Source organism: Flammeovirga sp. EKP202, assembly GCF_014534745.1.
GTDB lineage: Bacteria > Bacteroidota > Bacteroidia > Cytophagales > Flammeovirgaceae > Flammeovirga.
Genome location: NZ_JACVVP010000011.1, coordinates 144,441 through 170,542, shown reverse-complemented (window position 1 = coordinate 170,542; position 26,102 = coordinate 144,441). Strand labels below are relative to the sequence as shown.

The 26,102-nt window shown below is 34.1% G+C and carries 18 protein-coding genes; 8 read left to right on the top strand and 10 right to left on the bottom strand.

From position 1 onward, the window contains the following. Positions 1 to 49: 49 nt before the first annotated feature. The 3 genes from IC221_RS09345 to IC221_RS09335 form a co-directional block, all read right to left on the bottom strand. Positions 50 to 1,582, bottom strand: a complete 1,533-nt coding sequence (locus IC221_RS09345) for a RagB/SusD family nutrient uptake outer membrane protein (protein WP_188168717.1) — start codon at positions 1,580 to 1,582, stop codon at positions 50 to 52. A gap of 27 nt (positions 1,583 to 1,609) precedes the next feature. Further along, positions 1,610 to 4,726, bottom strand: a complete 3,117-nt coding sequence (locus IC221_RS09340) for a TonB-dependent receptor (protein WP_188168716.1) — start codon at positions 4,724 to 4,726, stop codon at positions 1,610 to 1,612. A 1,482-nt stretch (positions 4,727 to 6,208) separates the two neighbouring features. Next, positions 6,209 to 8,203, bottom strand: a complete 1,995-nt coding sequence (locus tag IC221_RS09335; protein ID WP_188168715.1) for a sugar porter family MFS transporter — start codon at positions 8,201 to 8,203, stop codon at positions 6,209 to 6,211. 213 nt (positions 8,204 to 8,416) lie between these two features. On the opposite strand from IC221_RS09335, the gene IC221_RS09330 reads away from it, so the two are divergent. The 3 genes from IC221_RS09330 to IC221_RS09320 all read left to right on the top strand — a co-directional run bounded on the left by IC221_RS09330 (position 8,417) and on the right by IC221_RS09320 (position 13,611). Then, positions 8,417 to 11,287 (top strand): LuxR C-terminal-related transcriptional regulator, encoded by a 2,871-nt coding sequence (locus IC221_RS09330; protein ID WP_188168714.1) that lies wholly within the window; start codon positions 8,417 to 8,419, stop codon positions 11,285 to 11,287. Positions 11,288 to 11,669: 382 nt separating this feature from the next. Continuing rightward, positions 11,670 to 12,686 carry an alpha/beta fold hydrolase gene (locus IC221_RS09325; RefSeq protein ID WP_188168713.1) on the top strand — a complete coding sequence of 339 codons (1,017 nt, stop codon included), beginning with the start codon at positions 11,670 to 11,672 and terminating at the stop codon, positions 12,684 to 12,686. Positions 12,687 to 12,945: 259 nt separating this feature from the next. Next, the gene (locus IC221_RS09320) at positions 12,946 to 13,611 is read left to right on the top strand and encodes a hypothetical protein (protein ID WP_188168712.1); all 666 of its coding nucleotides are present in this window, start codon (positions 12,946 to 12,948) and stop codon (positions 13,609 to 13,611) included. Positions 13,612 to 13,715: 104 nt separating this feature from the next. Here the strand turns inward: IC221_RS09320 and IC221_RS09315 are convergent, their stop codons facing one another. Genes IC221_RS09315 through rbsK form a run of 3 tightly spaced genes read right to left on the bottom strand, consistent with a single transcriptional unit; the run spans position 13,716 to position 16,985 of the window. Then, positions 13,716 to 15,068, bottom strand: coding sequence for an ADP-ribosylglycohydrolase family protein (locus tag IC221_RS09315; protein ID WP_188168711.1), 1,353 nt, complete (start codon positions 15,066 to 15,068; stop codon positions 13,716 to 13,718). Between the two features lie 18 nt (positions 15,069 to 15,086). Further along, a complete protein-coding gene (locus IC221_RS09310; RefSeq protein WP_188168710.1) occupies positions 15,087 to 16,070 on the bottom strand; it encodes a nucleoside hydrolase in 984 nt (327 codons plus the stop codon). A gap of 18 nt (positions 16,071 to 16,088) precedes the next feature. Further along, positions 16,089 to 16,985 carry a ribokinase gene (gene rbsK, locus IC221_RS09305; RefSeq protein ID WP_188168709.1) on the bottom strand — a complete coding sequence of 299 codons (897 nt, stop codon included), beginning with the start codon at positions 16,983 to 16,985 and terminating at the stop codon, positions 16,089 to 16,091. A gap of 306 nt (positions 16,986 to 17,291) precedes the next feature. On the opposite strand from rbsK, the gene IC221_RS09300 reads away from it, so the two are divergent. Both IC221_RS09300 and IC221_RS09295 read left to right on the top strand, forming a co-directional pair. Beyond that, positions 17,292 to 17,657 carry a nuclear transport factor 2 family protein gene (locus tag IC221_RS09300; protein ID WP_188168708.1) on the top strand — a complete coding sequence of 122 codons (366 nt, stop codon included), beginning with the start codon at positions 17,292 to 17,294 and terminating at the stop codon, positions 17,655 to 17,657. A 387-nt stretch (positions 17,658 to 18,044) separates the two neighbouring features. After that, the gene (locus tag IC221_RS09295; RefSeq protein WP_188168707.1) at positions 18,045 to 19,943 is read left to right on the top strand and encodes a biotin/lipoyl-containing protein; all 1,899 of its coding nucleotides are present in this window, start codon (positions 18,045 to 18,047) and stop codon (positions 19,941 to 19,943) included. A 569-nt stretch (positions 19,944 to 20,512) separates the two neighbouring features. Here IC221_RS09295 and mutT read toward each other — a convergent pair. From mutT to IC221_RS09275, 4 genes are all read right to left on the bottom strand, one after another. Then, entirely contained in the window at positions 20,513 to 20,911 is a 399-nt protein-coding gene (mutT, locus tag IC221_RS09290; protein ID WP_188168706.1) for an 8-oxo-dGTP diphosphatase MutT, read from the bottom strand. Between the two features lie 4 nt (positions 20,912 to 20,915). Then, the gene (locus IC221_RS09285) at positions 20,916 to 21,539 is read right to left on the bottom strand and encodes a class I SAM-dependent methyltransferase (RefSeq protein ID WP_188168705.1); all 624 of its coding nucleotides are present in this window, start codon (positions 21,537 to 21,539) and stop codon (positions 20,916 to 20,918) included. A 180-nt stretch (positions 21,540 to 21,719) separates the two neighbouring features. Then, positions 21,720 to 22,202, bottom strand: coding sequence for an arsinothricin resistance N-acetyltransferase ArsN1 family B (locus tag IC221_RS09280; protein WP_188168704.1), 483 nt, complete (start codon positions 22,200 to 22,202; stop codon positions 21,720 to 21,722). Between the two features lie 138 nt (positions 22,203 to 22,340). Next, positions 22,341 to 23,198 carry an AraC family transcriptional regulator gene (locus IC221_RS09275; protein ID WP_188168703.1) on the bottom strand — a complete coding sequence of 286 codons (858 nt, stop codon included), beginning with the start codon at positions 23,196 to 23,198 and terminating at the stop codon, positions 22,341 to 22,343. Positions 23,199 to 23,393: 195 nt separating this feature from the next. On the opposite strand from IC221_RS09275, the gene IC221_RS09270 reads away from it, so the two are divergent. The 3 genes from IC221_RS09270 (at position 23,394) to IC221_RS09260 (ending at position 25,455) form a co-directional block, all read left to right on the top strand. Further along, a complete protein-coding gene (locus IC221_RS09270; protein WP_188168702.1) occupies positions 23,394 to 23,696 on the top strand; it encodes a DUF1330 domain-containing protein in 303 nt (100 codons plus the stop codon). Positions 23,697 to 23,778: 82 nt separating this feature from the next. After that, entirely contained in the window at positions 23,779 to 24,579 is an 801-nt protein-coding gene (locus IC221_RS09265) for an SDR family NAD(P)-dependent oxidoreductase (protein ID WP_188168701.1), read from the top strand. Beyond that, positions 24,580 to 25,455 carry a radical SAM protein gene (locus tag IC221_RS09260; protein WP_188168700.1) on the top strand — a complete coding sequence of 292 codons (876 nt, stop codon included), beginning with the start codon at positions 24,580 to 24,582 and terminating at the stop codon, positions 25,453 to 25,455. Positions 25,456 to 26,102: the final 647 nt, after the last annotated feature.

Here is a 26,102-nt window from a genome sequence, read left to right as displayed (position 1 = left end):
CTTGAAGGTGTCAGCTAATACTGAATATTAGCTGACGAATATTTATATACTAGTTACTAGGATTTGGCTTGATAATACCATTTGTTAAATCAATTTCAGATTGTGGTATCGGGAACTTTTCGTGAGTTCCTTTCACAAAACCTTCATCTAATAATCTTTGTGTGATCTGTCCTGTTCTTACTTGATCGAAGAAGCGGTGACCTTCCATTGCTAACTCCAAACGTCTTTCAGCATATACTTGATCCAATGTAGGTGCACCAAGTGATGGTAAACCTGCTCTAGTTCTTACTGCATTAAAAGGAGTTGCAGCTTCACCCGCTTTACCTACTTTAATGGCTAACTCCGCTTGGAATAAAAGTAAGTCTGCATATCTAAACATTCTGTAGTTAGAAGGTCCATTACATCTATGATCACCAATTGATGATTTTGTTTGCTCGCTAAGTGGTAAGAAATACTTTTGAGAAGCTAACCCTTCTGTGTTATTCCAGTTGTCTGATGGTTCACTTGGAATTTCCATTGCAAAACCATCTTGAGGATACACTACTTCACCATCGTAGATCAAAGTTTGCTCTCTTCTGATATCATCACCTGCAGCTCTATACAATGCATCTAGTTCTTTGTTTGGAATATTGAAACCCCAACCTTCACCAAATTCACTGTCAGTACCCGCTCTTACAGAGGTCATCATGTTAGAGTAAGAACCTGTTGATTGTAAATTCCAGTTATGGAATGCTGAAGGCTCAAATTGTACTTCAAAAATAGAATAATCACCATTTTCGTTTTCAAGTCTCCAGATTTTCTCAAAATCAATCAGTGCATATTGACCTGAAGCAACAACCTCTTTTGTGAAATTATAAGCCTCATCATAATAAGCCGTTTCATTAGAATATAAAGCAGCTTTAGCAAAGTACGACTGCGCCATACCTTTTGTTGCTCTACCTAAATAATTACCATCATACTCCGCTTTTAATTTAAGATGAACTTGTGCTTCTCTGAAATCAGTTAAGATAAAATCATATGTTTCTTTCTCTGTAGCACGAGCAATTTGAGTGATGTTGATATAATCATCTTCTGTTTGAAGTAATGGCACTCCACCAAACATTTTTGCAAGTTGGAAATAATGCCATCCTCTTAAAAACCTTGCCTCAGAATATCCTTGATTGTAATCCTCTTCTGAGATTTTATCTTTACTCGTTTCTAATGCAAAAAGTGCGTTATTTGCTCTAAAAACACCTGCAAAGTGCTTTTGCCAAACTAATTCATACATTGGATCACTCGCATTCCATTGGAACTTTTGGACAGATTGCATGTATCCCAAGTCACCTTCAGTCAAACCACCTTTTGAAGCATCATCAGAAGCAATATCACCAAAGATGAAATAATTATAGAACTGAGATTGTTGAAAACTCCATAACATCGGATTGTAAGCTGCAATCAACATTCTATCAATATTAGCTGGATCAGATACGAATACAGAAGCAGTTTCTCTTGCTAATGGCTCTCTTTCTAAGAAGTTAGAACAACTTGAAGTTCCAATTCCTATTAAAGCTCCTGCAATTAATGATTTATATATATTTTTCATTTGAAATTTCTTTATCGTTTTACAAAATTAGAATCCAATATTTACACCTGCTGTATAAATTCTAGGAACTGGGTAGTTACCTCTGTCAATACTGAAGTCAATTGTTTGTCCTTGAAGGTTTTGTCCAATTTCAGGGTCAAAGCCAGTGTATTTTGTGAAAGTATAAAGGTTTTGACCTGCAATGTATACTCTGAATTTGTTGATGCCCATCTTGTTCGAAATGTGCTGAGGAATTGTGTAACCCAATTGAACGTTTCTAATTCTTAAGAAATCACCGTCCTCTAAATAATAATCAGAATATTGTCTGTTGTTTTCAGTACCTGTTACTTTGGGATGCTCATTTGTTGAGCCTGGACCTGTCCATCGATCACCTTCAAATACTGAAGCAAAGTAATTTGAGTTGGCCTTGTTAGAATTGAATTTGATACCATTGAAGATTTTATGACCACCCATACCTTGTAAGAAAAGAACTAAATCAAATCCTTTGTATGCAAAGTTGGCTGTCACACCGTAGTTGTAAACTGGTAGAGAGTTTCCTAAGATCTTACGGTCATCACCATTGATTTTCTTATCTCCATTTTGATCAACATAAATTAAATCGCCTGCTGTCACTGAGTTGTTTAATGGTACATCACCTGCAGCCCCATCAGGGTCTTGTTGGTAGATACCGTTCGTTTCATAAACGTAGAACGATCCAATACTTTCACCTTCTGTTGTCAAAAGGATATCTTGTCCCCAAAGAGTTGCCGTGTTGTAAGGTGTTTTAGCACCCGTATCTAATACTTCATTTTTGTTGTAAGAGAAGTTACCTGTAATTCCGTAAGAAAAACCGCTTTCTCTTTCATCATTCCAACTTAAAACTAATTCAATACCTGAGTTTCTTACAGAAGCACCGTTTGTCCAAGGATTTTGAGTATATCCTGATGAACCTACTACATCTGCTTGGAATAACATATCTAGCGTTGTTTTTTGATAGAAGTCGATGGTAGTTGTTAATCTACTGTTCAAGAAAGAGGCATCAACACCTACGTTAAGTTGTTCTGATGTTTCCCAAATAAGGTTTGTTGTAGGACCAGTGATCAATGAAGCACCATCTTGAATAACTCCTGCTCCACCAACTGGGTAACGAAGACCTGTTGTAATTGTTGAAACTGTCGGGTAGAAACCTAAGTTATTTGGCATTTTGTCATTGGCAACTTGTCCCCAACCACCTCTAACTTTTAAATCTTTTACAAAGTTCACATCACTCATAAATGCTTCATTTGAAACTTTCCAAGCTAAGGCGAACGATGGGAAAGTACCCCAACGGTAGTCTTTCGATAATCTTGAAGAACCATCCATACGGAATGAAGCGGTTAGTAAATAACGATCATCATATCCATAGATAAATCTACCTAAGTAAGAGAAAATTCCTGCGTCTTGTGCGAAGTTAGCTGGAGCAATATCATCTTCAGTTGCAATACCCGAATCCAAATATCTTAAGTATTCATCATTTGGCATACCTGATTTACCACCGTTAAAGAACTCGTGATATTCATTGTATAATGATACACCACCTAAAACTGTGAAATCGTGTTTGTTTCCAATGTTTCTTTTGAAAGTGACTGTGTTATCCCAAGTGTAAGAGAAGTGTTTTTCCTGGAAAATACCCATTCTTGCTGTTTCTCTTGTCAACTTTACGTTTCCTTTATCGATAAACTTAGGATTAAAGATTTTTCTTTCCTGATACTGTCTATCCATACCGAACATTGTCTTGAAAGTCAAACCTTGAATTGGCTCATACTCCGCAAATACATTAGCTAAATATCTGTCAATAACAATTTCATCGTTAACCAAAGATAAACGTCCTACAGGGTTTGTAAATTCATCTGAAATTGAAGAAGTAGAATAAACATAATCAGGATTCGTTTCTGACAGCTCATGATATACAGGATCGGTAGGTGAAGAACCTACAGCATGCATAATCGGATCTTCGTACTCATTGTTTTGAGGTATCACACTCTGATTCGATCTTGTCATCACTAAATTCGCTCCTATCGCAAATTTCTCGCTTACTTGTGACTTTACATTTAATCTACCTGATAATCTATCGTAAGCAGATGGTGCAATAATACCTTTCTGATCAAAATAGTTTAAACTCATCAAGAATTGAGATTTTTCATTACCACCACTTGCTGTCAATTGATAGTTTTGAATTGCTGCCTCACTTGGATCTGAGAATATTTCTCTTTGCCAATCAGTTCCTCCTTCTTGTTGGAATCTCTGTAATTGCTCTACAGTATACTTATTAGAATGCCCATTGTTTCTCAATGACTCATTTCTTAAGAAAGCATACTGATACGCATCTGTAAGCTCAACATAGTTCCCTACTTGTTGTACACCTGCATATCCATCAAATGTAACGTTTACTTGTCCACCTTCTTTCCCTTTCTTCGTTGTAATGATGATTACACCATTTGCACCTCTTGAACCGTAAATTGCTGTTGCTGAAGCGTCTTTTAAAACGTCCATCTTTTCAATATCAGCAGGGTTTAAGAAAGAGATATTTTGTGTCAAAATTCCATCCACTACATATAATGGAGTCGCATCACCGATAGTACCTTGACCACGAATTGTGATTGTGGATGCTGAACCTGGCGAACCAGAACTTTGTGATACAGACACACCTGCCACTTTACCTTGCATGGCCATTTCAGCACTTGATTCCACTGCCACCGTCAGTGATTCATTGTCCACTGAAGCAACAGAACCGGTTACGTCTTTTTTACTTTGTGTACCATAACCAATTACAACTAGCTCTTCCATTTGAGTGGTCTCTTCTTGTAATACAAAATCAAAAGAAGTGAGCTCGCTTACAGGATGTTGTTCTGTCTTATAACCAATATAAGTAATCACCAATACAGCATCGTCAGTTACTGAAAGTTGATAACGACCGTCAAAATCAGTTACAGTTCCTTTTGAAGTACCTTGAATCGTTACATTCACGCCGGGAATTGGTCCAGTTCCATCTTTAATAGTACCTTTAATGACTTTTTCTTGAGCAAAACTTTCTGCTAGCATAACTGAGAAAAAAGTACTGATCAAGGCTACTTTCCTTAGTATTTTAAGTAAAGTAGAATTTGAATAGTTTATAGTATATTTCATTGTCATACAGTTTTCTTCAATAGATTAAAATTTTAGTGTAGATCAAAGAATAATAGATAGTGCTTATCGGTTAAAACTTCTATTTATAAGGTTTTACCCTTGATTAATGAAGCTGGCACTTTCATAAAAGTTTTAACCTTTTGCATACCGCAATTAAGGAATATTTACACCCAAACATCAAAAAATAATATACTTCAACACTACTTCAAGCGTCACGCAAACTTACTTCACGTGTATTTTAGACACTTTTATACACTACATCAGCTACTTCAATACTTCAAATGATGTATTAATACACAAAACACCCTCATTTTGTATGAATATTTTGGTACTTAATGAGATAAATAATTGATTTACTATAGTTTACTACAGTTTATTGATAGTTAGTATTATCCTTAAATACGAAACAATTACATTCATTACCACCTCCAATTACTACTTCTTAGAACTGTTTTTGAGCTGATTTCACCTACAGCAATATAATTTCGCCAGCGATTTAGTGTTTTCCTCATCTAAATATGAATCAAACCCCTACTTATATCATTTTAACACCTAATTTTCTCTTTTGATCTGAAAGTTTGAAGAATTTATACTACATATTTAAAGCCTTAGATATGGAATTTAGTTTTGGGTTTCTAAGTCTAGCTCTTTACATTTTACTCATTTGACAATACCTATAATAAAGTAAAGGAGAACATAAAAAAGCATATCAAATTATCACTTAATCGTTAATTATAATTTAGATTCCTCTGTATTGAGAGCTTATTACAAACATGTAATGAAACTTAAGGGCATAAGAGAATTACACAATCAGAAACGTTAGATAGCATAAAGATGTAGACGCTACTCGATAAGGTTTATTGTATAACACTAGAACATTGTAAACTAAGTTTTCATTAATTAACACAACTCCTTTTATGAAGGATTAATGGTAGTGTGTTGTGGTTCGCGAGGACGTTGCAATGCAACGTCCCTACAGAACTGCATTTTAGAAAATTATTATAAAACCTTTGTCTTTTAACATGTAATCAGACCATCATTTAGTAGTATCTCCCTCGGCCTTGAAGGGAAAAGCGTTCAGAATTCCATGTATTGAGCCGTTAGAAATGATTTTGTTGTTTGAGCGCAGCGAGTTTAAAATCATTTAGGCGAGAGAAATGGAATTTAGCTTTTGACTTCAAAGCCTTGAATTTTTTGCTTCGTTTTTGTTTCAAGACAAAAATGAAGAAGAAGGAAGTTTGAAAGTTGATCCTATAAATACTGGCAGAAAGGTTGATTGAAAGTTGACGATAATTTAGTTTACAATGTAGTTAGTTATGATTTTGTATTTGAGTCTCTGAAAACAATGAAGTTTTGACTGGGTTATCCTTTCAATTTTGGGAATAAAAAAAACGGAAGAATCGATCTTCCGTTTTTAAAACATAAAATTGTCCTTAAATCTATATTAAATCTGAATGAAACTTTTTAATAATCAATAAGAATTTAATGTGCTAATGGTGCTACAACATCAGCAGTATCATCATCACTACTTACTTTTTCACCAATTAACTCTTCTTCTATTTGCTCTAATGACTTACCTTTTGTTTCCCTCACAACAAAAACTGAAAAGGCAAAACACAATAGCATACAAACTCCAAAAATCACAAATGTAGTTCCTGCTCCAAACAATTCTAATTCCAGTGGAAAAACAGTAGCCACTAGAAAACTTGTCGCTGAGTTAACACCTCCAATAATGGAAATACCAATACCTCTCAAATGATTTGGTAAAATCTCAGGTAGCATAGCCCACATAACGGGTCCTACTGAAATTGAAAATCCGGCAATAAAACCAAGGATACCAAATAGTACAAAAAATGAGTTAATATGAATACTGTGGTTCAACAATATGGATTGATATTGAGACGAGAAGGTCGCATTTATGGATTTCTGAAATGCTTTTTTATAATCACTACCTTTCAGTAAATCATTCTTTGCTGCTAAGAAAAACGGATCTCTTTCGGTTTGAGGGCTAATAGCGTGTTCATTTGGAAATAACTGAAGGAAAAGATCGCTTTTCACCTCTTTATAAAGCTGTAATTCTGAATCAAATTTAAAGCCTACTGTTTTATTAAGGCTTACTTTAAGCATACTCACCTGAGCTAATTCAGCAAAGATTTTTTCATTCACCCCACTTGCAGATTGAGTAATATTTCCATTTTGCAACAACTGTAACTTATCGCCCATAATTTTATATTCATCAAAAGGCAATAATTCTAGATTCATTCTTTTGAATTCTTCCGCTAGAATGCTTCTCTCAAGTGAAGTACCAATCTCAGAAACGTTTTCTTTAGTTATACTGTAAGTCGCATCATAAAAATAATAGGCTGTAAAAAATAGCGAAAGTGTCATTACCGAAGTACCCATAATCAACAGTGGTTTTCTTCCCAATCGGTCAATTAAAAGCATAGAGATAATGGTCATTACCACGAATACAATACCTATGATAATAGATTGCATAAATGCACTATCTTGACCCTCACCTGTCATTTCAAAAATCATTGGAGCATAATATAAAATGGCATTGATTCCTGAAGTTTGTTGGAATATAGCCAGACCAAACCCAATAAATAACACCAATTTCATCCTTTTGTGGAATAATTCCCCTCTCAATGCTTTTTGATTGGTGGATTTAGATTGTTTTGAGAGTGATGAATTAATAGTACGTAACTCCTCTTGTGCATATTCCTCTCCTCCAACTTTCGCCAATACTTTTAATGCTTCCGTCTCTTTTTGTTTTTGTAACAACCACCTTGGACTTTCAGGTATAATCAATAATAAAAGAGTATATAAAAGTGCTGGTATAGCTCCTACTCCTAACATCCATCGCCAATTACTATTTGGATCTTCTACTAATTGTAAAATATAATAGTTTGAGAAGTAAGCAATAGAAAGCCCTAATACAATATTTAATTGATTGAAAGTAACCAACCAACCTCTTTGCTTTGGTGGAGCAATCTCAGAGATATACATTGGTGCCACAAGGATTGCAATACCAACTCCAAGACCCGCAATAAGCTTACATAATATAAAAACGAAAATATTAGTAGCCATAGCTGTTCCTAAAGCCCCTATTGTAAACAAAATGGAAGTCAACATTAAACTAGGTTTTCTACCAAATCGATCACTAATTGACCCTGCCGTAAGGTTACCTATAAACGCTCCTAATATGATCATACTACTTGAGATACCAATCAATAAAGGTTGATCTGATATTCCAAAAGTGTATTTATAAAAAGGAATTGCCCCAGAATTGACAACACCATCAAATCCTAATAAAAATCCTCCAATTGCAACAATTGAAGCAACCATTACTGGATAGTATACTTTTTTGATTTTCTCCAACATAATAATTAATTCATTTATTTCATCACATCCAATAAAAATTAGTAGACGACCTACTCTTGCCAGCTCATTTTTGTGATATATCGATATTAGCACTTTTAAATGTCACAAAAACACTAAAACATGCGTTTCAAAAGCTTTAAGTAGGTGTTGAAGTATATTTGAAGTAGTCCAAAAATACATTGACGTAGTACTCTATACGTTATTTTAACGATATTGCAACTACACGTTAAATAAACGCTCTACTACTTCAAGCATGCAAAAAACCTTTATGTATGCCGACTTTTTGAAACACTATAAAACTATCTTATGAAATATCAATTATTACTTATTTTTATAATTAGCAGTTATTTCAACATTATTTTAGCAGAAAACTTGACCGTTGGAATTCCAATTGTAAATACTTTTCCTGCTACAACGTATAAGGCAGGCTCACAAAATTGGAGTATAACCCAGAATCAAAATGGGTTTATTTATATCGCCAATAATTTCGGCCTTTTAGAGTTTGATGGTGTATCGTGGAAAACGTACACATTGAATAAAGGGAACAATAATTTGAAAAGCGTTTATGCTCTCGGCAATAGAATTTATGTGGGAGGACAAAACGAATTCGGGTATTTTGAAAAAAATGAAAAGGGACAACTGTCTTATCAATCCCTCCGAACATCTATTGATGAAAATGTCAGTTTTGATGAAATCTGGAACATTTATCAAGGGAAAAGAAATAATGAAGTGATCTTCTGTTCTCACAAAAGAATCTTTGTCTATTATGACGGTAAAGTAGAAACACTTATACCACCAAAAAACATACGATATAGTTTTTATATCAAGGGAGATTTTATCTCTAGTTCACCTACCGTTGGGCTGCTCAACTGGAATGAAAAAAGAATATTGCCACAATACGATGGTACAGAAATTCTACACGGACATATCTTAAGATCAATCATTAATTTCCCAAATGGTTCTCTATTGGCACTGTCGCATGATGGGAAATTGTTGATCAACAACGGTGAAGGGTTCAAACCTTGGATGCCCAATATTTGGTCTACCTTTGAAAAAGCAAAAATCAATCAGGCCACTTTATTAAAGGATAATACTATTGCAATTGCTACTCAGAATAACGGTTTGTTTATACTTAATGAAAGTGGAGAAATAGTACTTCACCTCAATAAAAAGAATGGGTTAGCGGATGTGACTGTCTATAATATTTTTCAAGATCAATCTGAAAACTTATGGCTTGCACATCGTAATGGATTATCTTATGTAGAATTACACTCCCCTTTCCGTTTGATTAATGAGAAAATAGGCATAGAAGGTGGAGGTTATGCTGCAACTTCATTTCAAAATGAACTTTATTTAGGAACCACTAATGGTGTATACAAATACAGTCCAAAACTCCCTTATAATGAACCGCATTACCAACGTTTAAATATTGGTCACACTTACAATTTGACAGGCATAGGCAATCGTCTTTTTCAAGGACAGCATGAAGGTTTATATGTCATCAACAATGAAAAAATTGAACCGGTTTCTTCTATCAAAGGAGCGTGGAATGTTCTTCAAGTCAATAAAAGGAAAGATATATTTCTTAGAGGATCCTATAATGGTCTATACATCCATGAAAAAGTAGAGGATCAATGGATTACACACAAAATTGATGGGTTTGAGGAATCTTCCAGACTTCTAGCACTCGTCAATGATAATACGCTTTGGATCAGTCATGGTTTTAAAGGGGTGTATAAACTCACAATTGATTTTGATAATTACAAGGTGAATTCTGTCCAATTTTACGGAAAAGACAAAGGTTTTTATTCCAATGTTTTAATCAATCTTTTTCAAGTCAACAATGAACTTTTATTTTGTGGTGAAAATGGTATTTTTAAATACAATGCTAAGAAAGACGCCTTTGAAAGAGACCAAAAGTTTACTGACATCTTGGGAAGAGATAGAGTGTCATGCCTAGTGAATGATATACACGGTAATATCTATTTTATTCAAAATAATAAAGTGGGATTAATTTATGACCTCAACTCTGATAGTCCTTATGTGGAAAGACAACTTTTTGAACGTATCAATAAATATATCAGTGACGACCTAGAAACAATTATATGTATTGATCCATCCAATGTGTTAATTACTGCAAAAGAAGGTTTTATCTTATTTAACCCTAGGTTCAAAAGAGGAGTTCAAAAAAGCATTCCTTTATCTGTAAGAAACTTCCAAAACACCAATGGAATTGAAAGTAACACCATTCAAATCAGTGAGGAAGAAACCATTGAAATGCCTTATGAATTTAATGATGTCACCTTCTGTTATTCTACTCCTTATTTTGATGGTTTAGAGTATAATACTTACCAAACTTTTTTAGAGGGCTTTGACAAAATTCCAAAACCTTGGACTACTCAAAATGCAAGTGTTTATACCAATTTAAAAGAAGGAAATTATACTTTTAAAGTCACTGCAAAAAATATTTATGGAGAAGTGAGCATTCAAAAAGAAATACCATTTGTTGTACTACCACCGTGGTATAGAAGTCCCTTCGCTTATCTTTTTTATATCATGATGACTTGTGGGTTTACTTTTGGAATTGTAAAGCTTTCGAAATTAAGATATTCGAAAAAGTGGTTGAGTATTGTTGGGCAAAAAGAACAGCAGATTGTGGACCAAGATGATACCATCAAACAACTTGTTCAAGAAAAACACGATCAAGAGATTAGCTTTAAAAATAAAGAATTAGCCTTGTCTACATTCCATTTAACGCAACGAAATGAGCTTTTAACAACCATAAAAACCGACCTTATAAAAGTATCATCAAAGGCTGAAAATGTAGCGGTTGCCAAAGAAATACAGCACCTTGCCAACCGAATCAGTAAAGATATTGATGATGAGAAAGATTGGGCAAGATTTAAAGATCATTTTAATTTGATTCACTCTGATTTCTTTGAATATTTTAAAGAAAATTACCCTCAATTAAGTACGCAAGAATTAAAAATTTGTGCGTATATAAAAATGAATATGTCAACAAAAGACATTGCTAATGCTCTTAATCTTTCGGTACGTGGAGTAGAAACGTCAAGGTATCGCTTGAGAAAAAAATTGAACCTTGATAAAAACACTCAACTTACAGATTTTATCCAAAAAGTAGAAAATGAAGTAACCAGTCATTCAGCATTAAACTAGTTTAGTTCTATTCGTTAAACAAGTATAACAATTCATCAATAAGGGGCCGTAATGATTATTTCAGCGATAACTGAAAATCATTTCGGCCCCTCTTTTATATTTCAAAAGCACACCTTATTAATGGTACTTTTATTGATACATTATATAGAAAGTACAAAATCAATATCTTAAGAAACAAGGATTCGTTTAAACCTAGTCCTACTACATTGACAAATAATCACATATATTCACAATAGTATAACAAATTATAAAACAACACTTTATATCACCTCTCTCTCTTCTTGTTTAAGTACATACAAATTCACCACTTGTTCTTCTCTTACAGTATTTTATATTTGTCGAATACTTAAATCTTACTATCGACACTTATCTTTTTTTGATTATGAATTCAGCTAGACTTATTATCTTTTTATTTACTATTTTCGTCTTTTCTTGCGATTATAGTAATAAAGAGGCTCGGCTTGTAAATAGTAAATTTTTTAAAGAGCCTGAGATTAAACTTTTAAATAAGAACATAAAAGGTGTAAGATATTATTATAGAACTGCGGGAAACCGTTTAAATCCTACACTCCTTTTATTGCATGGTTTTCCTACTAATAGGAATACTTTTGATCAGTTAATTCCCATGTTAGCCTCTCATTATTATGTAGTTGCGCCAGATCATTCCAATACAAGGTGGAGTAGTAAGATTGATGCCCACAAAAACAGCTTTACCTTCTCAATGATGACTGACTATTTGGAGCATTTTTTAGATGAAATGGAAATCGACGATTACACACTTTATGTACAAAACACGGCTTTTCATATTGGATTTCAACTTATGGAAAGGAAACCCAAAAAAGTAAATGCTTTAATCATCCAAAACGCTGAACTTTATATTGAAGCCCTTCCTGAAGAAAGAAAAGCATTGTATCAAAATATTGAGAGTGATAGTTCGAACGCTTTCATGGATTATGTATGGAAATTAAGTGGTGAAAACGCTGATATTCATTCAGAAAAGGCTACAATTGAAGATAGTAGTGATTATAACATTGGTGATTGGCAAGAGTACTTACAATTTGTAAAAATGGATCGACAAAAACTAACTTTTAAACAACTCTTGGAAGATTACAACAACCTTGCTCAACAATTTCCAAAATGGCAGAAAATGCTGAAAGACAAACAACCAAAAAGCTTAATTATATGGGGAGAAGAAGAAGATGCTGGCACTGATTTCAAAGGAGCCAAATATTATCTTAATGATCTTCCGAATGCAGAACTATTACTTATCAATTCAGGAAAATATTCGAATAAAATGTTCAATGTGGAAGTGGCTTCGAAAGTATTAAATTTCCTGCAACGCAACGGGCATCAACTCGATGAAAAAGAAAATATAAAACCTTACCTAGACGCATTATAACCGTTTGGTTTTTATTTTTTTCTAAAAAATATTGTCCCCTTGCCACTATGAGTTGTCATAGAAGAGAATTAGTTAAATAACATTTATCAATTATTGATAAATAAATTCCTTTAAAAACAGGTTTGATAATCTACTTTTAAAAGTATGATTTTTATCTATTCAAAGTGATCAAATTAATTAAAAATTGAATCGATAATTTTCATAAGAAGTGGACTAAAACAAGCTATTATTTTATTCTCTTTTCAATTACAATAGTGTCATGAAAACAACTACTAATGCTGTACTCTTTTTATTTATCTTTTTTCTGTCAAGCTCTAATTTATTTGCCCAGTGCATAGACAATAATTGGGATAATTTTTACTTGGACGCCTCTTTGGTGTACACTGGAGTGCATTACGAAGGGGATCAAGTTACAACTTCTGAACCTATGGAAGGCTGGCGTTTTGGGTCAGGGATGTATATCAATAATGGTAAACATTATTCATGGGAAATTGGAATAGGTATTTCCAAAAAGAGGTTTGAAAATCAATTTACAGATGCTCAGGGTGTAAAGTCAGTGAGAAATACTGAAATTTTCTCATGGGATGTCCCATTAATTTTTCACCCGCAAATCCCATTAGGGAAATATTGGGCTATTGCCGCTGACATTGGTATGGCCTATGAAAATAGATACAAAGGAACTGCGATTACTGAAGGTGGTGGAATCAAACATTATGAAGACCTTCGTTTTGTCAAAAAAGAAAATGACGATCCTACATCTGGCTTCAAAAAGCATGATGCTTATGCTATTCTTGGAGGTAGTATAAGATTTAGGAATGTAAAAATTAGTGCTCAGCACAATTTTGGAATTGTGGATATGGATGCCAATAAGTTCGAAAGAGCCTATATGCAAACCACAATGTTCAAATTAACAGGCCTTTTTTAAATCCTGATTTTTTTAACTATACCTGGAGTATAACATACTCTAAATAGAACTGTAGAATGAAAGGCTATGTTCACAACTTGTGCAACATAGCCTACTCTCTTTTATTATATAGCAGGAATGTACCAAATATCTTTCTCAAGATCGATACCTCCTTTCATCTCTTCTTGCACAACTCTATCGACAATGAATACCCCTATTTTTGACATGTCATTAAAGTTATCTGTACTGTCTAATGGGAAATTTTGTCTTGTTCTATGAATATCAAACTGATCTGAAAGGTCTTTTCCAAAAGCTTGCTCTACTCCTGTTTTACCAATCATAAATCCGATCAGACCTCCCCATGTAGCGGTTGGATTGTCAGAATCCCACCCTGCTAAGGTTCCAATTTTAATAGTTTCCTTTAGATCTCCTTCACCATAAAAAAGACTAACCAAGCTTGCCGCGTAATTAATACCTGCAGCAAAACAGCCATTACAATACAATGCTTTGGAAGTGATATGATAACCATCTTCTTGATTGACTTGATATTTTTCATAGAGTGCATCTCTTACATCTTCCCATTTTGTCCCTTTCAAGTATTCTTCCTTCACAAAATCATACATTTTTGTAACGTAGCTTTTTTGCTCCATTTTCTCTCTTGCACGATCAGCCATCCATAAGATTTTCTCTTTTTGTGATTTCTGAGGGTCTACCAAAGAAGCCAAAGCATACATATTGACATAGAAAGATGAAATTTGTGCAGCCTCCCCTCTCGCTGTTGTAAGTATGGGTAGTTCTGCTAATTTCTGAGCAATATCTGTACGTGCAGGGGCAAAAAATCCAAAGATTTCAGTGGTCAATTGAGCATCAATCATATCATAATGCTCATTGATTTCAGGGTTACTCGTCTCTGGAGGTAAGACACCTTCGTGCATCAAATCAAATGCTTTTTGATTGGAAACCCAAAGGTAATTCTCTTCTTCTTTTTGAATATGTTTCAACCAACCATCGCGTATATCTTCTGGAGAAAGAATACTTTTTTGTTTTGTATAAAGTAAATGCTGATAGATATATTCAATATCAGTATCATCATCTGCACCCCATATTTCCCCTTTTTTCCTCACCACAAAATCAATGGTTTCTGACAAGTCACTCGGTACTCCTTGTCCCCAAATACTAGGTTCATCTTTCTTGCCCCAATCTTCCCTTGTATAAAAAGGACCAGTTTTAATTTCTCCGATATTACCAATCTTGTCCATCTCAGTGACAAGTCCCGTCCAGTTTGCGATACATTGCCCCAACCAAAAACCATATAATCTTTCTTTGTACTCCGCTCTTGATATGACGATATCTGTTGGTTGAGGGGTATAGTTTTGATAAATTAAACTAGGGTGCTTCAGAGGATTATTCTCTTCTTGCTTTGATTGACATGAATATAAAAATACGGGTAAAAAAATGCCAATAATAATTCGTTTCATTTCATTAAAATTAGGTTACTATTTGTTGTCTCTTTGTATATTTTGAAGTAATAATCTTTTCATCATTCTTCTTAAAAATTCTTCTTCATTGATATGTAAAGCAATTCTTGAATTGGGCGATTTTGAAGTATTTATTGAAGTAATTCCTTTATCATTCACTTCTACAAATCCTTCTTCAAAATGAAAAAGTTCTGGCCAAAGAATAGCTCCAATTGCTACAGCATCATATACAATAGGGATATAATTCAAGTCCTTGGCATAATCCATATATCTCCACAACACATAATTAGCACAAATGGCATCGGTCAGGATTGAATTTCTCATTTGTAAGAGATTCATGTTTTCCTGATTGACTTTTACAAATGCAGTGACATCCAGTGGAATATAAGTAATATTGTGATCTTTATCCGCTTCTACAAATACCTTTGAAGCCTCAATATCAGCTACCACATTCCATTCAGGGCTAGGGGTTGGGGCACTATTATAGCCCATATTGAATGATCCAAACATAGAATAAATGTGTTTTGCCTTTTTCAAAATAGACGGATCCTTTGCTAAAAGATCTTTCATATTTGGAACTGGTCCCACAGTCACTAAATTTACTTCATTGGGATATTTCTCTAAAGTTGTAGATATAAATTCAACTGCATCCATTTTTGAAGGCTGCAATTGATTAAAACCTTCAGACCATATGTACTGAGGTGAGTAAACATCACTTGTTTTACGACCTATGACCACTGGAATATCATCTAAACCTAGCTCATAGAGCAGTTTTAAAGCCATTTTTCCTCTTTCAGGAGTATTCGCAAAATCCATCACAATACCCATTACTTCTACCTCTGGACTTGATAACAATAAGGCTAAAGCATACATATCATCTATGTCATCTCCTAAATCACAATCAAATATTACTTTTTCTTTAGCTGTCGTATTTTGAGCGTATCCATACAAGGTGTTGAATAGTAAACTCAATAAAAGAATTGGTTTTAGTATAAATTTCATTTCAAATCAGTTTGTTTATTATAATTCAGATAGCGTTGGAATTGATTCTTGGGCTCCATTTCTTGTAACAGAAATGGACGCTGCTTTTAAAGCAAATTGCACTCCCTCTTCCAAAGTGTTCCCAAGAGATAAAGCCGTTGTCAAAGCTCCATTAAAAACATCCCCAGCCGCAGTAGTATCTATGGCATGTACTTTTGGAGCTGCATAATAATTTTGGATTTTTCCATCAGAAACGAAACAGCCCTTTGCCCCTAAAGTAACAATGACGGTTGGTATTCCCTTATCATGTAAAAAATTTACGGCTGCTACTAAAGAGGATTTATCATCTACTTTAATTCCTGTCAACAATTCTAACTCTGTCTCATTAGGGGTGATGACGTCTACTAATTTCAGTGTGTTATCAGAAAGACTATTTGCTGGAGCTGGATTCAAAATCACCTGTGCTCCATTTGATTTTGCCATGCTCACCACATACTCAATAGTAGGCAAAGGTACTTCCAACTGTAATAATATAACTGTCGATGTATTAAAACTACTTGCAACTGCATCAATATGTGTGTTGGATAAAGTATCATTCGCACCTGGGATCACAACTATACAATTTTCGGCATTGTCATCCACGTTAATCATTGCCATACCAGTAGGTACATCTACTTTATTTATGAAGGAAGTAGTGATGCCATCTTTTTCATAAGATTGTATGGCTTTGTTTCCATAATCATCACGGCCAACATTGGCAACAAAAGTAACCTCTCCTCCCAGTCGAGCTGCGGCTACTGCCTGATTAGCCCCTTTTCCACCTTGATTCTGGAAAAAAGTTGTTCCAATGATTGTTTCTCCAGCTTTGGGTAAACGTGGACTTCGCACCACTAAATCAGTATTCGAACTACCTATTACAATAATTTTCTTTCTCATATATTAAAAGAGTAATTGAACAAAAGTATGTTCTTCTCAAGAAGAATTAAGTTGATGCTTTTAAAACTAAAAAGAAAAAAGAGGATAAACTACGTCTTATGATTATTTGACAAATGCCAATTGTGGTCCTCCATTGAAGTGAATAGTATTATATAACCGTTTTCAAAAAATTGTATTCCTAATAGTCCCCACTTTTTAATGCGATATTTTTATAATACTGAATTTGCGGTAGTACTTTATTAAAAAAATCAAACTATATTCAATGTGTCAATAAATTTACACTCATTATATACCAAAGATTAACTTATGACAATTAAAGAAATTGCTCACCGCTTAGTAGAATTGTGCCGAATCGGCGAATTCGAAAAAGCACAAGAAGAATTATTCGCTGACGATTGTGTCAGCATTGAGCCGGATGGTGCTCCTGTAAAAGAAGTCAGAGGTCTTGATGGACTTGCTGAAAAAGGCAAACAGTTTATGGATATGATGGAGCCACATGGTTTTTCAGTATCGGACCCAATTGTTGCAGACGACTTCTTTTCTTGTACTATTATGATGGATGCCACTTTTAAACCTACTGGTCAAAGGTCAAAAAGTACAGAAATTGCCGTTTATGAAGTAAAAGATGGCAAAATTGTCAAGGAAGAGTTTTTTTTCAGACCTCAAGGTTGATAAATCTCTTTTTCTGCCCTTTATGCTTAAGCTCATCGTTAATTCATGAGCTTATTTTTTTACTTACTGAAAATGAACGGTTTAAAATCATAAAAAGAACTGCATTTTACCATTATTCCCTGTTCACATTCATTTATTTAATGACAACCCTCACTAAAAAAAATAGGGGTCTCCAAAAAAGGTGTACAAAATCAGCATTTTCTAACAAGGGATATCACTTCATTCGTCGCAAAACTATCCCACCTTTGAAGTATAATATTAATTAACCTTTGTAATTAATGTTTTACCGGAACACATGTATACAATGTTCCATCGAAAATGAATTATATCCGCTTAATATTCGACAAAATATTATTGGACAAACAGTGTAATAAACCATAAGATAAGATGTCAAAGAAACTATTAATTAGAGATTTAACGCTACGTGACGGGCAACAATCATTATTTGCTACAAGAATGACTCAAGCTCAGGTTGATTATCTTCTTCCTGATTACCAAGACGCCAATTTCTATGCAATGGAAGTTTGGGGTGGTGCTGTTCCGGATTCAGTAATGCGTTATTTAGGTGAAAACCCATGGACACGTTTAAAAACTATTCATGATTCAGTTGGTAATGTAAGTAAATTGACTGCCTTATCTCGTGGTCGTAACTTATTTGGTTACACTCCTTATACTGAAGAAATTATTGAAGGTTTCTGTAAAACATCTATCAATAATGGTTTAGGTATCATGAGAATCTTTGATGCTCTTAATGATACTAACAACATTAAGTCTACTATTAAGTATGTAAAAAAATACGGTGGTATTGCTGACTGTGCGGTTTGTTATACAATTGACCCACACTTCTCTACAATGGAGAGAATTAAAGCATTCTTTAAAGGTAAGCCACTTCCTAAGCCAGTATTTACAGATCAATATTTCCTTGACTTAGCCTTAGAAATGGAAAAGTTAGGTGCAGATATGATCTCTATCAAAGATATGTCTGGTTTGATTCCTCCAATGAGAGTTGCCAAACTAGTAAAACTATTTAAAGCAAACCTTTCTATCCCTGTTGATTTCCATACACACTGTACTCCAGGTTATGGTTTAGCAGCAGTATTATGTGCTGTGATGAGCGGTGCGGATATCGTAGATACAAACATCTGGAACTTCGCAGGTGGATCAGCTGGTGTTGCTTTAGAATTAATCTACCTTTTCGCTAAGAAATTAGGTATCGAAATGGATGTAAACATGGAGGCTGTTGCGAAAATCAACGCTAAATTAGTAGACGTTCGTAAAGAATTGAAAGCATTTGATGCTTATGATAGCTTCCCTAATCCTTTCAACCCTCTTACAGATACTCTTCCTCCACACGTAGACAAGTTATTTAATGATGCTATTGCAGCTGTAAATGCTGGTAACGAGGATACATTATTAGATATCTGTCACCAAATCGAGGACTACTTCAACTTCCCTAAACCAAACACGAAGGTGAAAGAAGCTGAGGTTCCAGGTGGTATGTACTCTAATATGGTAGCTCAATTGAAAGCTTTAGGTTCAGACGAAATCTTGGACGAAGCAATGAAATTGATCCCTCAAGTACGTATGGATGCTGGTCTTCCTCCACTAGTAACTCCTACTTCACAAATCGTTGGTGCTCAAGCAGTAAACGCAGCAATGAGCTTAAAACAAGGTAAAGAAATGTACTCTAACACTTCTAACCAATTCCAAAGCTTAGTGAAAGGTGATTACGGTAAGACTCCAATTCCTGTTAAGCCTGAGTTTAGAAAGCAAATCTGTGGTTTCGAGGATGAAAGACCATTCGACACTAGTACTTACAAGTCACAAGACAACCCTACTCTTGCTGAGTTTGGCGGTGTGAAATTGGCTGAGAACTACGAAGAAGAATTACTATTAGAGTTATTCCCATTAGTAGCGAAAGGTTTCCTTAAGAAATTAAAGAAAGAGCAATTCGAAGCGAAACAAAAAGAAGCTGCAGCTGCTCAAGCAGTTGAAGAAGTAGTGGTAGAGGAAAAAGTAGCTAAGCCTATGAAAATGGGTAAAAAAGTACTTGCACCAATGCCAGGTAGAGTAATTAGCGTACTTGTGAAAACAGGTGATAAAGTTGAAAAAGGTCAACCAATCGTGATTTTAGAATCCATGAAAATGGAAAATAATATTGTTTCTGATTTCAGTGGTTTCGTAAACCATATTATTGCTGAAGAAGGCGAAACTATCGCTGCTGATTCTGTAATGTTGGATATCGTAAACTCTGAAGACGAAATCTCTGCATTAAGCCCAGCTTAATCAGAAAAGATTTTCTTTACAATCAATCGAATCACCTTTCTCTGAGAAGAGTCAGGTGATTCTTTTTTAGGTCAGGGTTTTATATATTGTAAACTAAATTACCGCCAACTTCCAATCAATTATTCTGCAAGCTTTTACCTCCTACTTTCAAACCTCCTTCTTCTTCATTTTTCCATTGATGAAAAACGAAGCAAAAAATCTAGGCTTAGAAGTCAAAAGCTAAATTTCATTCCTCTCACCTAAATGATTTTAAACTCGCTGCGCTCAAACAAGAAAATCATTTTTAACGGTTCATTCCATGAAACTCTTAACGCTTTTCCCTTCAATGCCGGGGGAGAGTACTACCAAAATAAAACAGTATAAAGTTCAATGGCCAAATGTTAAGTATAAGCGTCATTTTTATCCTTCAAATCAGCAGAAAACTTAGTTTACAATGGGTTTAATCTAGAAATTCTTCTTCATTCATTTCTACTTCCTCCCTTACGTATTCAACTCTTTGTTGTTCTTGAAATTTAAACCATTTATCTCTGTACTCTCCAGAATTATCAATAATCCATTTAAAGTTTCTATTAAGTTTTAAAAAATTCTTTTATTTTTTCTGCAATTGGAATATCCGCAGGAGCCAAATCATAACGTTCTAATGTATCAAGACTTACCCACTTCATGTCAATGTGTTCATGCAAATGGATTGTACCAGTCATGATTTTAGAAAAATAGGCAAATAGTTCAATGACAACACTTCCGTAATCGTGCTCACAAGAGTGAACAAAATCCTCTATTTTAATCGTAACATTCAACTCTTCTTTGATTTCTCTCACCAAAGCCATTTCCTTTGATTCTCCTTTTTCAATCTTCCCTCCCGGAAATTCCCACAATCCTCCTTGTGATTTATGCAAAGGTCTTTGAGTGATTAAAATTTCTTGTTGATCATTAATCATGATTGCAGCAACTACTTGGATTGGTGTCATAAACTTATTTTTGAAAAACGAGGGAAATGATTCTAGGTACCTCATTCTCTGCTTCCCCATCAAACCACTCTTCCACTTCTTTTAAAGTAAAGCCGTTGATTTGTGCAGAGTGTATAAATTCTGAAAGATGATGGGTATAAACCTCAAGTTCTTTCACACCTTCTTCCGTTTCATATCTTGCTTTTGTTCCAAGATATTGTTTGAAAGGATGCAATTCACTGATGAAAAAGAGCCCCTTCTTTTTAAGTTTTGTGTTTGCTTTTGCAAAAATCTGATTCAAATTTTCAATATGTTCAAGGCATAAACTTGCCGTCACTAAGTCTGCAAAATCATCTTCTGCATCCCATTCTTTATTTAAATCAGTTCTTCTAAAAGAGACGCGTTCATCTTTAATTTTAACCTTGGCTTTATTGAGCATCTCTTCTGAAAAGTCAAGACTTACTACTTGCTCCGCTTTTGACAATAAGAAAGAGGTATTTTTCCCCGTCCCTGCCCCTAGTTCAATGACATTTTTAAAATCATATTTTGACAAGGTTTCAACAGTAGCTTTGGCATCTAGATCTCTTGTCTTATTTTGGTTCGAATCATAAATATCCGCCCAACTATTATACGCTTGTTCTATACTCATCGCGGCAATAATAAAATAGAAAATAGGTTTCGTATTGACAAAGTTAATATACAGTTACTAGAAATCTATTACTAAAAATAATGTTGAGCATTAAATAATAAATGATTGCTTCAATTGCTTTAAAAGTCACACATCAATACTAAAGGAAAATCTAATTTCAAATTAAATCACCTACAAAGATTACAATATCAATTCCCAATACCCGACATCAATCCATTGGTCAAATTTGTAACCTACCTCTCTAAATTGAGCAACTTTCTCGAACCCAAGTTTTTCATGTAGTCTTGTACTCCCATCATTTGGTAATGCAATACCTCCTATGATAGCATGAACATTTGTCTTTTTAATACGGTCAATTAGTTCAGTATAAAGTAAGGTTCCAATGCCTTCTTTAAGGTTTGTATTTTTGAGATAAACTGTACTTTCAATTGAAAATTTATAGGCACATCTCGACTTCCATTCAGACGCATAAGCATAACCTACTACCACTCCTTCTTTTTCAAACACAATCCAAGGTAAATCTTCTCTTTTTGCTAAAATTCTTTGTTTGATTTCTTCAGCGCTGACCGCAGTTTCTTCAAAAGTTACTACCGTATTTTCGATGTAATAGTTATAAATGTCGGCTACTGCTTGAGCATCGTTTAGAGTAATTTCTCGTATCATTTTAAAATAATTAAATTTTGCTTGTTGCTTTCGTTTTAAAGAATAATTTCGATTAAATCTGTTAGTCTCATTCTTTAAACAAAGTAGTCACTACATCAATTAATAGCAAATTATGTACTTCATGTTTAAAGATTTGAACTATAAATCACACTTCAATTTTCCCATTTGTTTAAATTCTTTTACTGTACTTCCGTAAACTTTCTTAAATGATCTAGCCAAATGACTACTGTCTGTAAAGTTCAACTGCCAAGCAATCTCTTTTAGGCTTAAATCAGTATGTAAGACTTTTGTCTCCACAATTTTTAGCTTTGATTTCAGTATATAGTCACCCAAGCTTACTCCTGCTTGTTTTTTGAAGTATTCTGAGAAATAAGACTTTGAAATACCAAATTGTTCTGAGAGATGATTCAATCTTAGCTTTTCATTATCAAGGAGGTTCATATTGATATATCGTAATATTTCACCGAAACGACTATCTACTTCATTTGCTTTGTCCACATATCTTTTTTCGATACTTCGTGCTAAAATATTGAGAATGGACGCAATAACCCCCGTAATAATAGAAGTTGAATAAGCATCCGCCAAAAGATATTCTTTATATATTGATTTGATATTGTTGATAATAAACTGACGGTCTTGATCAGTTGAAATAATATCTCCTGGCACCTTATTGTAATTAGCAATTACATAAGCCACTCTATCAAACCAAGCCTTATAGTCCATTAAAGTATCTTTCTGAAGGAAATAGTGGTCCGTAAATCTTATAAAATAAAATTTTGAGGATTCCTTTATTTTAAAAGAGTGACAATCCATAGGTGGAAGGAAAAAGATATTCCCTTCATTGTATTCAAATTCATGATCATTAATACATTGTCTCCCACTTCCTTGTTCTACATATACGATCTCAAAGAAGTTATTTTTATAAGGTCTTTTGATCCATGTATCTAATTCTTCCACATGAATTTCTAATAATTTATTGATTGATTCTATCTTCATTGTATATATATCGGATTAATAGCATTATTTATAGCATAAAATTAGTACAAACCTCTCTAAATAATACAATTACCATCTTATTTTTCTTCCATTTCCAATATTCATACAATTCTTACCAATATACATACAACTTAATCCATCTATCAACCAAGTATCTTTGTATTGTTATTAATCACCACTTAAAAATTAAATGTTATGGCTTACTACTCAGTATTAGATGTTACACCAACAACAGATGTATGGATTGCAGATTACTTAGAACCTGCCAACAAGTTAGTGGCAAAGCATGGAGGTAAATACCTTGCTAGAACGGCTAGTCACGAACAATTGGAGGGTGAAAAAGTAGATGCAGCACTTCGCATTTTAATTGAATGGCCTTCTAAAGATGCTGCTTTAAACTTTATGAAAGACCCAGGTTATGTTCCTCATTTAAAGGAAAGAACAGCAGGATCTATTAGTCATCACTTCTTAATTGAAGCAAAAGACGATTTATCATAACAGATAAAATTAAAAACATCATGCATCAACTTTAAAAAACGTTGATGCTTGGTGAACGATTAAAAACAAAAAGGAGAAACAAGTGGAAAGAAAAAATATATTAATTACAGGTAGTACAGATGGCATTGGAAAAATTGCAGCTGTAACATTAGTACAAAAAGGACATTATGTGTTTGTTCATGGAAGAAATCAATCTAAAGTTGATGCACTTATTGAAGAAATTAAATCATTAACCAATAATGAAAATATAAAAGGCTTTGTAGCTGATTTCTCGAATTTAGAAGAAGTAAAAATGATGGGCAATGAGATAATGGCAAACGTTGATTATATCGATGTCCTTATCAATAATGCTGGTGTGTTTCATGGTAGTTCTTCAAATAATTTATTGGGTTATGACCTTCGTTTTACCGTCAATTATTTGGCTCCTTATGTACTGACCAATGCATTGATGGAAACATTAAGCAATGCTCAACAACCAAGGATTATTAACCTAAGTTCAGCAGCTCAGGCAGATATTTATTACAATCAAATAGAAGGAAAAGCGGTATTGGAAGTGAATAACGCCTATGCTCAAAGTAAGTTGGCATTGACAATATGGAATACATTTTTATCAAAAGAATATAAAAATATTGTTTCCATCGCTGTTAACCCAGGTTCACTTTTGAGAACAAAAATGGCCTTAGATGCATATGGTCAATTCTGGTCACCTGCAGAGAAGGGATCAGATTTATTGGTTGAGTTAGCATTAGAAGATCAGCACCTTCAACATAGTGGTGACTACTATGACAATGATTCGGGTAGATATACCAAAGCACATGCAAGTGCTTACAATGAAAATGAAATCGAAAAGCTTATCGCTTTTACAAATAAAATATTAAAATAAATGAAATATACAGGACAAGTTTATAGACCGCCTTATGAAGGCAATACATTATTATTAGAAGTTACAGTAGGTTGTGCACACAATGAATGTACTTTTTGTACTATGTATAGAGAAACGAAATTTTCGGTCTCATCAATGGCACAAATTGAGGAAGATTTAAAAGAAGCACAATTATTATATCCTGATGTTAAGCGTATATTTTTAGTCAATGGTGATGCCTTTGTACTTTCAGCCAAAAGATTAAAAGCAATTGCAGATTTGATACATCAGTACCTTCCAAAAGTCGAAGTGATCACGATGTATGCATCCATCAATAATATCATGCATAAATCTGATGAAGATTTGGCCGAAATAGCAAAATTAGGAATCGGAGATTTATGGATCGGAGTCGAAACAGGTTTAAGTGATGCACTTGACTACCTTAACAAAGGGGCGACCTTACAAGATACAGAAGAACAATTAGAACGTTTAAATAAGTTTGGTATCACTTTCTTCTATGGTTTTATGTTTGGTGCTGCAGGAGGTGAAAGAGGTATTGAAAACGCAGAGGCAAATGCTCGTTTGATCAACAAAGTAAAACCTTTAGGGATCGTACCGACAACTTTAAACGCCAACAAAGGTACCATCCTAGAAAATGATGTTGCGAAGGGAACTTTTAGTATATCTACTGAAAGAGAAGTATTAGAAGAACAAATCAAAACTATTGAATTAGTAAATGTTCCTACTCTTTACATGGGTATACACGCCATCAATTCAGTAAGTTTCGATGCTCAATTACCTAGAGATAAATCTATAATTGTTGAAAAGTTAAATGAGGTGATCCTGAATACAGATGACGCCTTACTAGACAGTGTTCCTTTTAGACATGCTATTTAACAATAGTTAGTGAATTAAAAGTGATGATTGAATAGGTATACCCCACTTTATTCAACGCATCACTTTTTCTTTGACGCTACATTTGTGTTGGTGGTAAGTGAGAGTCATTAGGCACATTGTAGACTAAGTTTTCGTTAATTAATGTATTCCTTTTATGAAGGATAAATGGAAGCGTATTATGGCTCGCGAGGACGTTGAAATGTAACGAGACCCTACAGCACTACATTATAGAAGATAATTATAAAACTCTTGTCTTTTGATCTGTTATCAAACAATTATTTAGCAGTAAATTCGTCGGCCTTGAATTTTTTACTTCTTTTTGTTTCAGGACAAAAACGAAGAAGAAGGAAGATTGAAAGTAGAGCCTATAAATACTTGTAGAAAGGTTGATTAAAAGTTGATGAAAACTTAGTTTACAATGTATTGAATTCTTCTTGTTTACAGTAAAATGAAGTAAAAAGATCATTCCTTGCTAATAACAAATTAACATAAGTACTATCCAAAAATAAAGCACTTTATCAATTAAGATAAAGTGCTTTAAAATTATTGTAAGAGGAATGTTATTTCCTTTACGTAGTTTCTTGTTAGAATTTGTACTGTCGGGCTCCAAATTCCAACTATCTAAAATCATAGGGTGTATACAAAAT

What these genes read in the sequence shown, in the direction of transcription:
- IC221_RS09345 (WP_188168717.1), bottom strand. Translation starts at nt 1,582, where the DNA reads ATGAAAAATATATATAAATCATTAATTGCAGGAGCTTTAATAGGAATT.
- IC221_RS09340 (WP_188168716.1), bottom strand. Translation starts at nt 4,726, where the DNA reads ATGAAATATACTATAAACTATTCAAATTCTACTTTACTTAAAATACTA.
- IC221_RS09330 (WP_188168714.1), top strand. Translation starts at nt 8,417, where the DNA reads ATGAAATATCAATTATTACTTATTTTTATAATTAGCAGTTATTTCAAC.
- IC221_RS09325 (WP_188168713.1), top strand. Translation starts at nt 11,670, where the DNA reads ATGAATTCAGCTAGACTTATTATCTTTTTATTTACTATTTTCGTCTTT.
- IC221_RS09320 (WP_188168712.1), top strand. Translation starts at nt 12,946, where the DNA reads ATGAAAACAACTACTAATGCTGTACTCTTTTTATTTATCTTTTTTCTG.
- IC221_RS09315 (WP_188168711.1), bottom strand. Translation starts at nt 15,068, where the DNA reads ATGAAACGAATTATTATTGGCATTTTTTTACCCGTATTTTTATATTCA.
- IC221_RS09310 (WP_188168710.1), bottom strand. Translation starts at nt 16,070, where the DNA reads ATGAAATTTATACTAAAACCAATTCTTTTATTGAGTTTACTATTCAAC.
- rbsK (WP_188168709.1), bottom strand. Translation starts at nt 16,985, where the DNA reads ATGAGAAAGAAAATTATTGTAATAGGTAGTTCGAATACTGATTTAGTG.
- IC221_RS09300 (WP_188168708.1), top strand. Translation starts at nt 17,292, where the DNA reads ATGACAATTAAAGAAATTGCTCACCGCTTAGTAGAATTGTGCCGAATC.
- IC221_RS09295 (WP_188168707.1), top strand. Translation starts at nt 18,045, where the DNA reads ATGTCAAAGAAACTATTAATTAGAGATTTAACGCTACGTGACGGGCAA.
- mutT (WP_188168706.1), bottom strand. Translation starts at nt 20,911, where the DNA reads ATGACACCAATCCAAGTAGTTGCTGCAATCATGATTAATGATCAACAA.
- IC221_RS09285 (WP_188168705.1), bottom strand. Translation starts at nt 21,539, where the DNA reads ATGAGTATAGAACAAGCGTATAATAGTTGGGCGGATATTTATGATTCG.
- IC221_RS09280 (WP_188168704.1), bottom strand. Translation starts at nt 22,202, where the DNA reads ATGATACGAGAAATTACTCTAAACGATGCTCAAGCAGTAGCCGACATT.
- IC221_RS09275 (WP_188168703.1), bottom strand. Translation starts at nt 23,198, where the DNA reads ATGAAGATAGAATCAATCAATAAATTATTAGAAATTCATGTGGAAGAA.
- IC221_RS09270 (WP_188168702.1), top strand. Translation starts at nt 23,394, where the DNA reads ATGGCTTACTACTCAGTATTAGATGTTACACCAACAACAGATGTATGG.
- IC221_RS09260 (WP_188168700.1), top strand. Translation starts at nt 24,580, where the DNA reads ATGAAATATACAGGACAAGTTTATAGACCGCCTTATGAAGGCAATACA.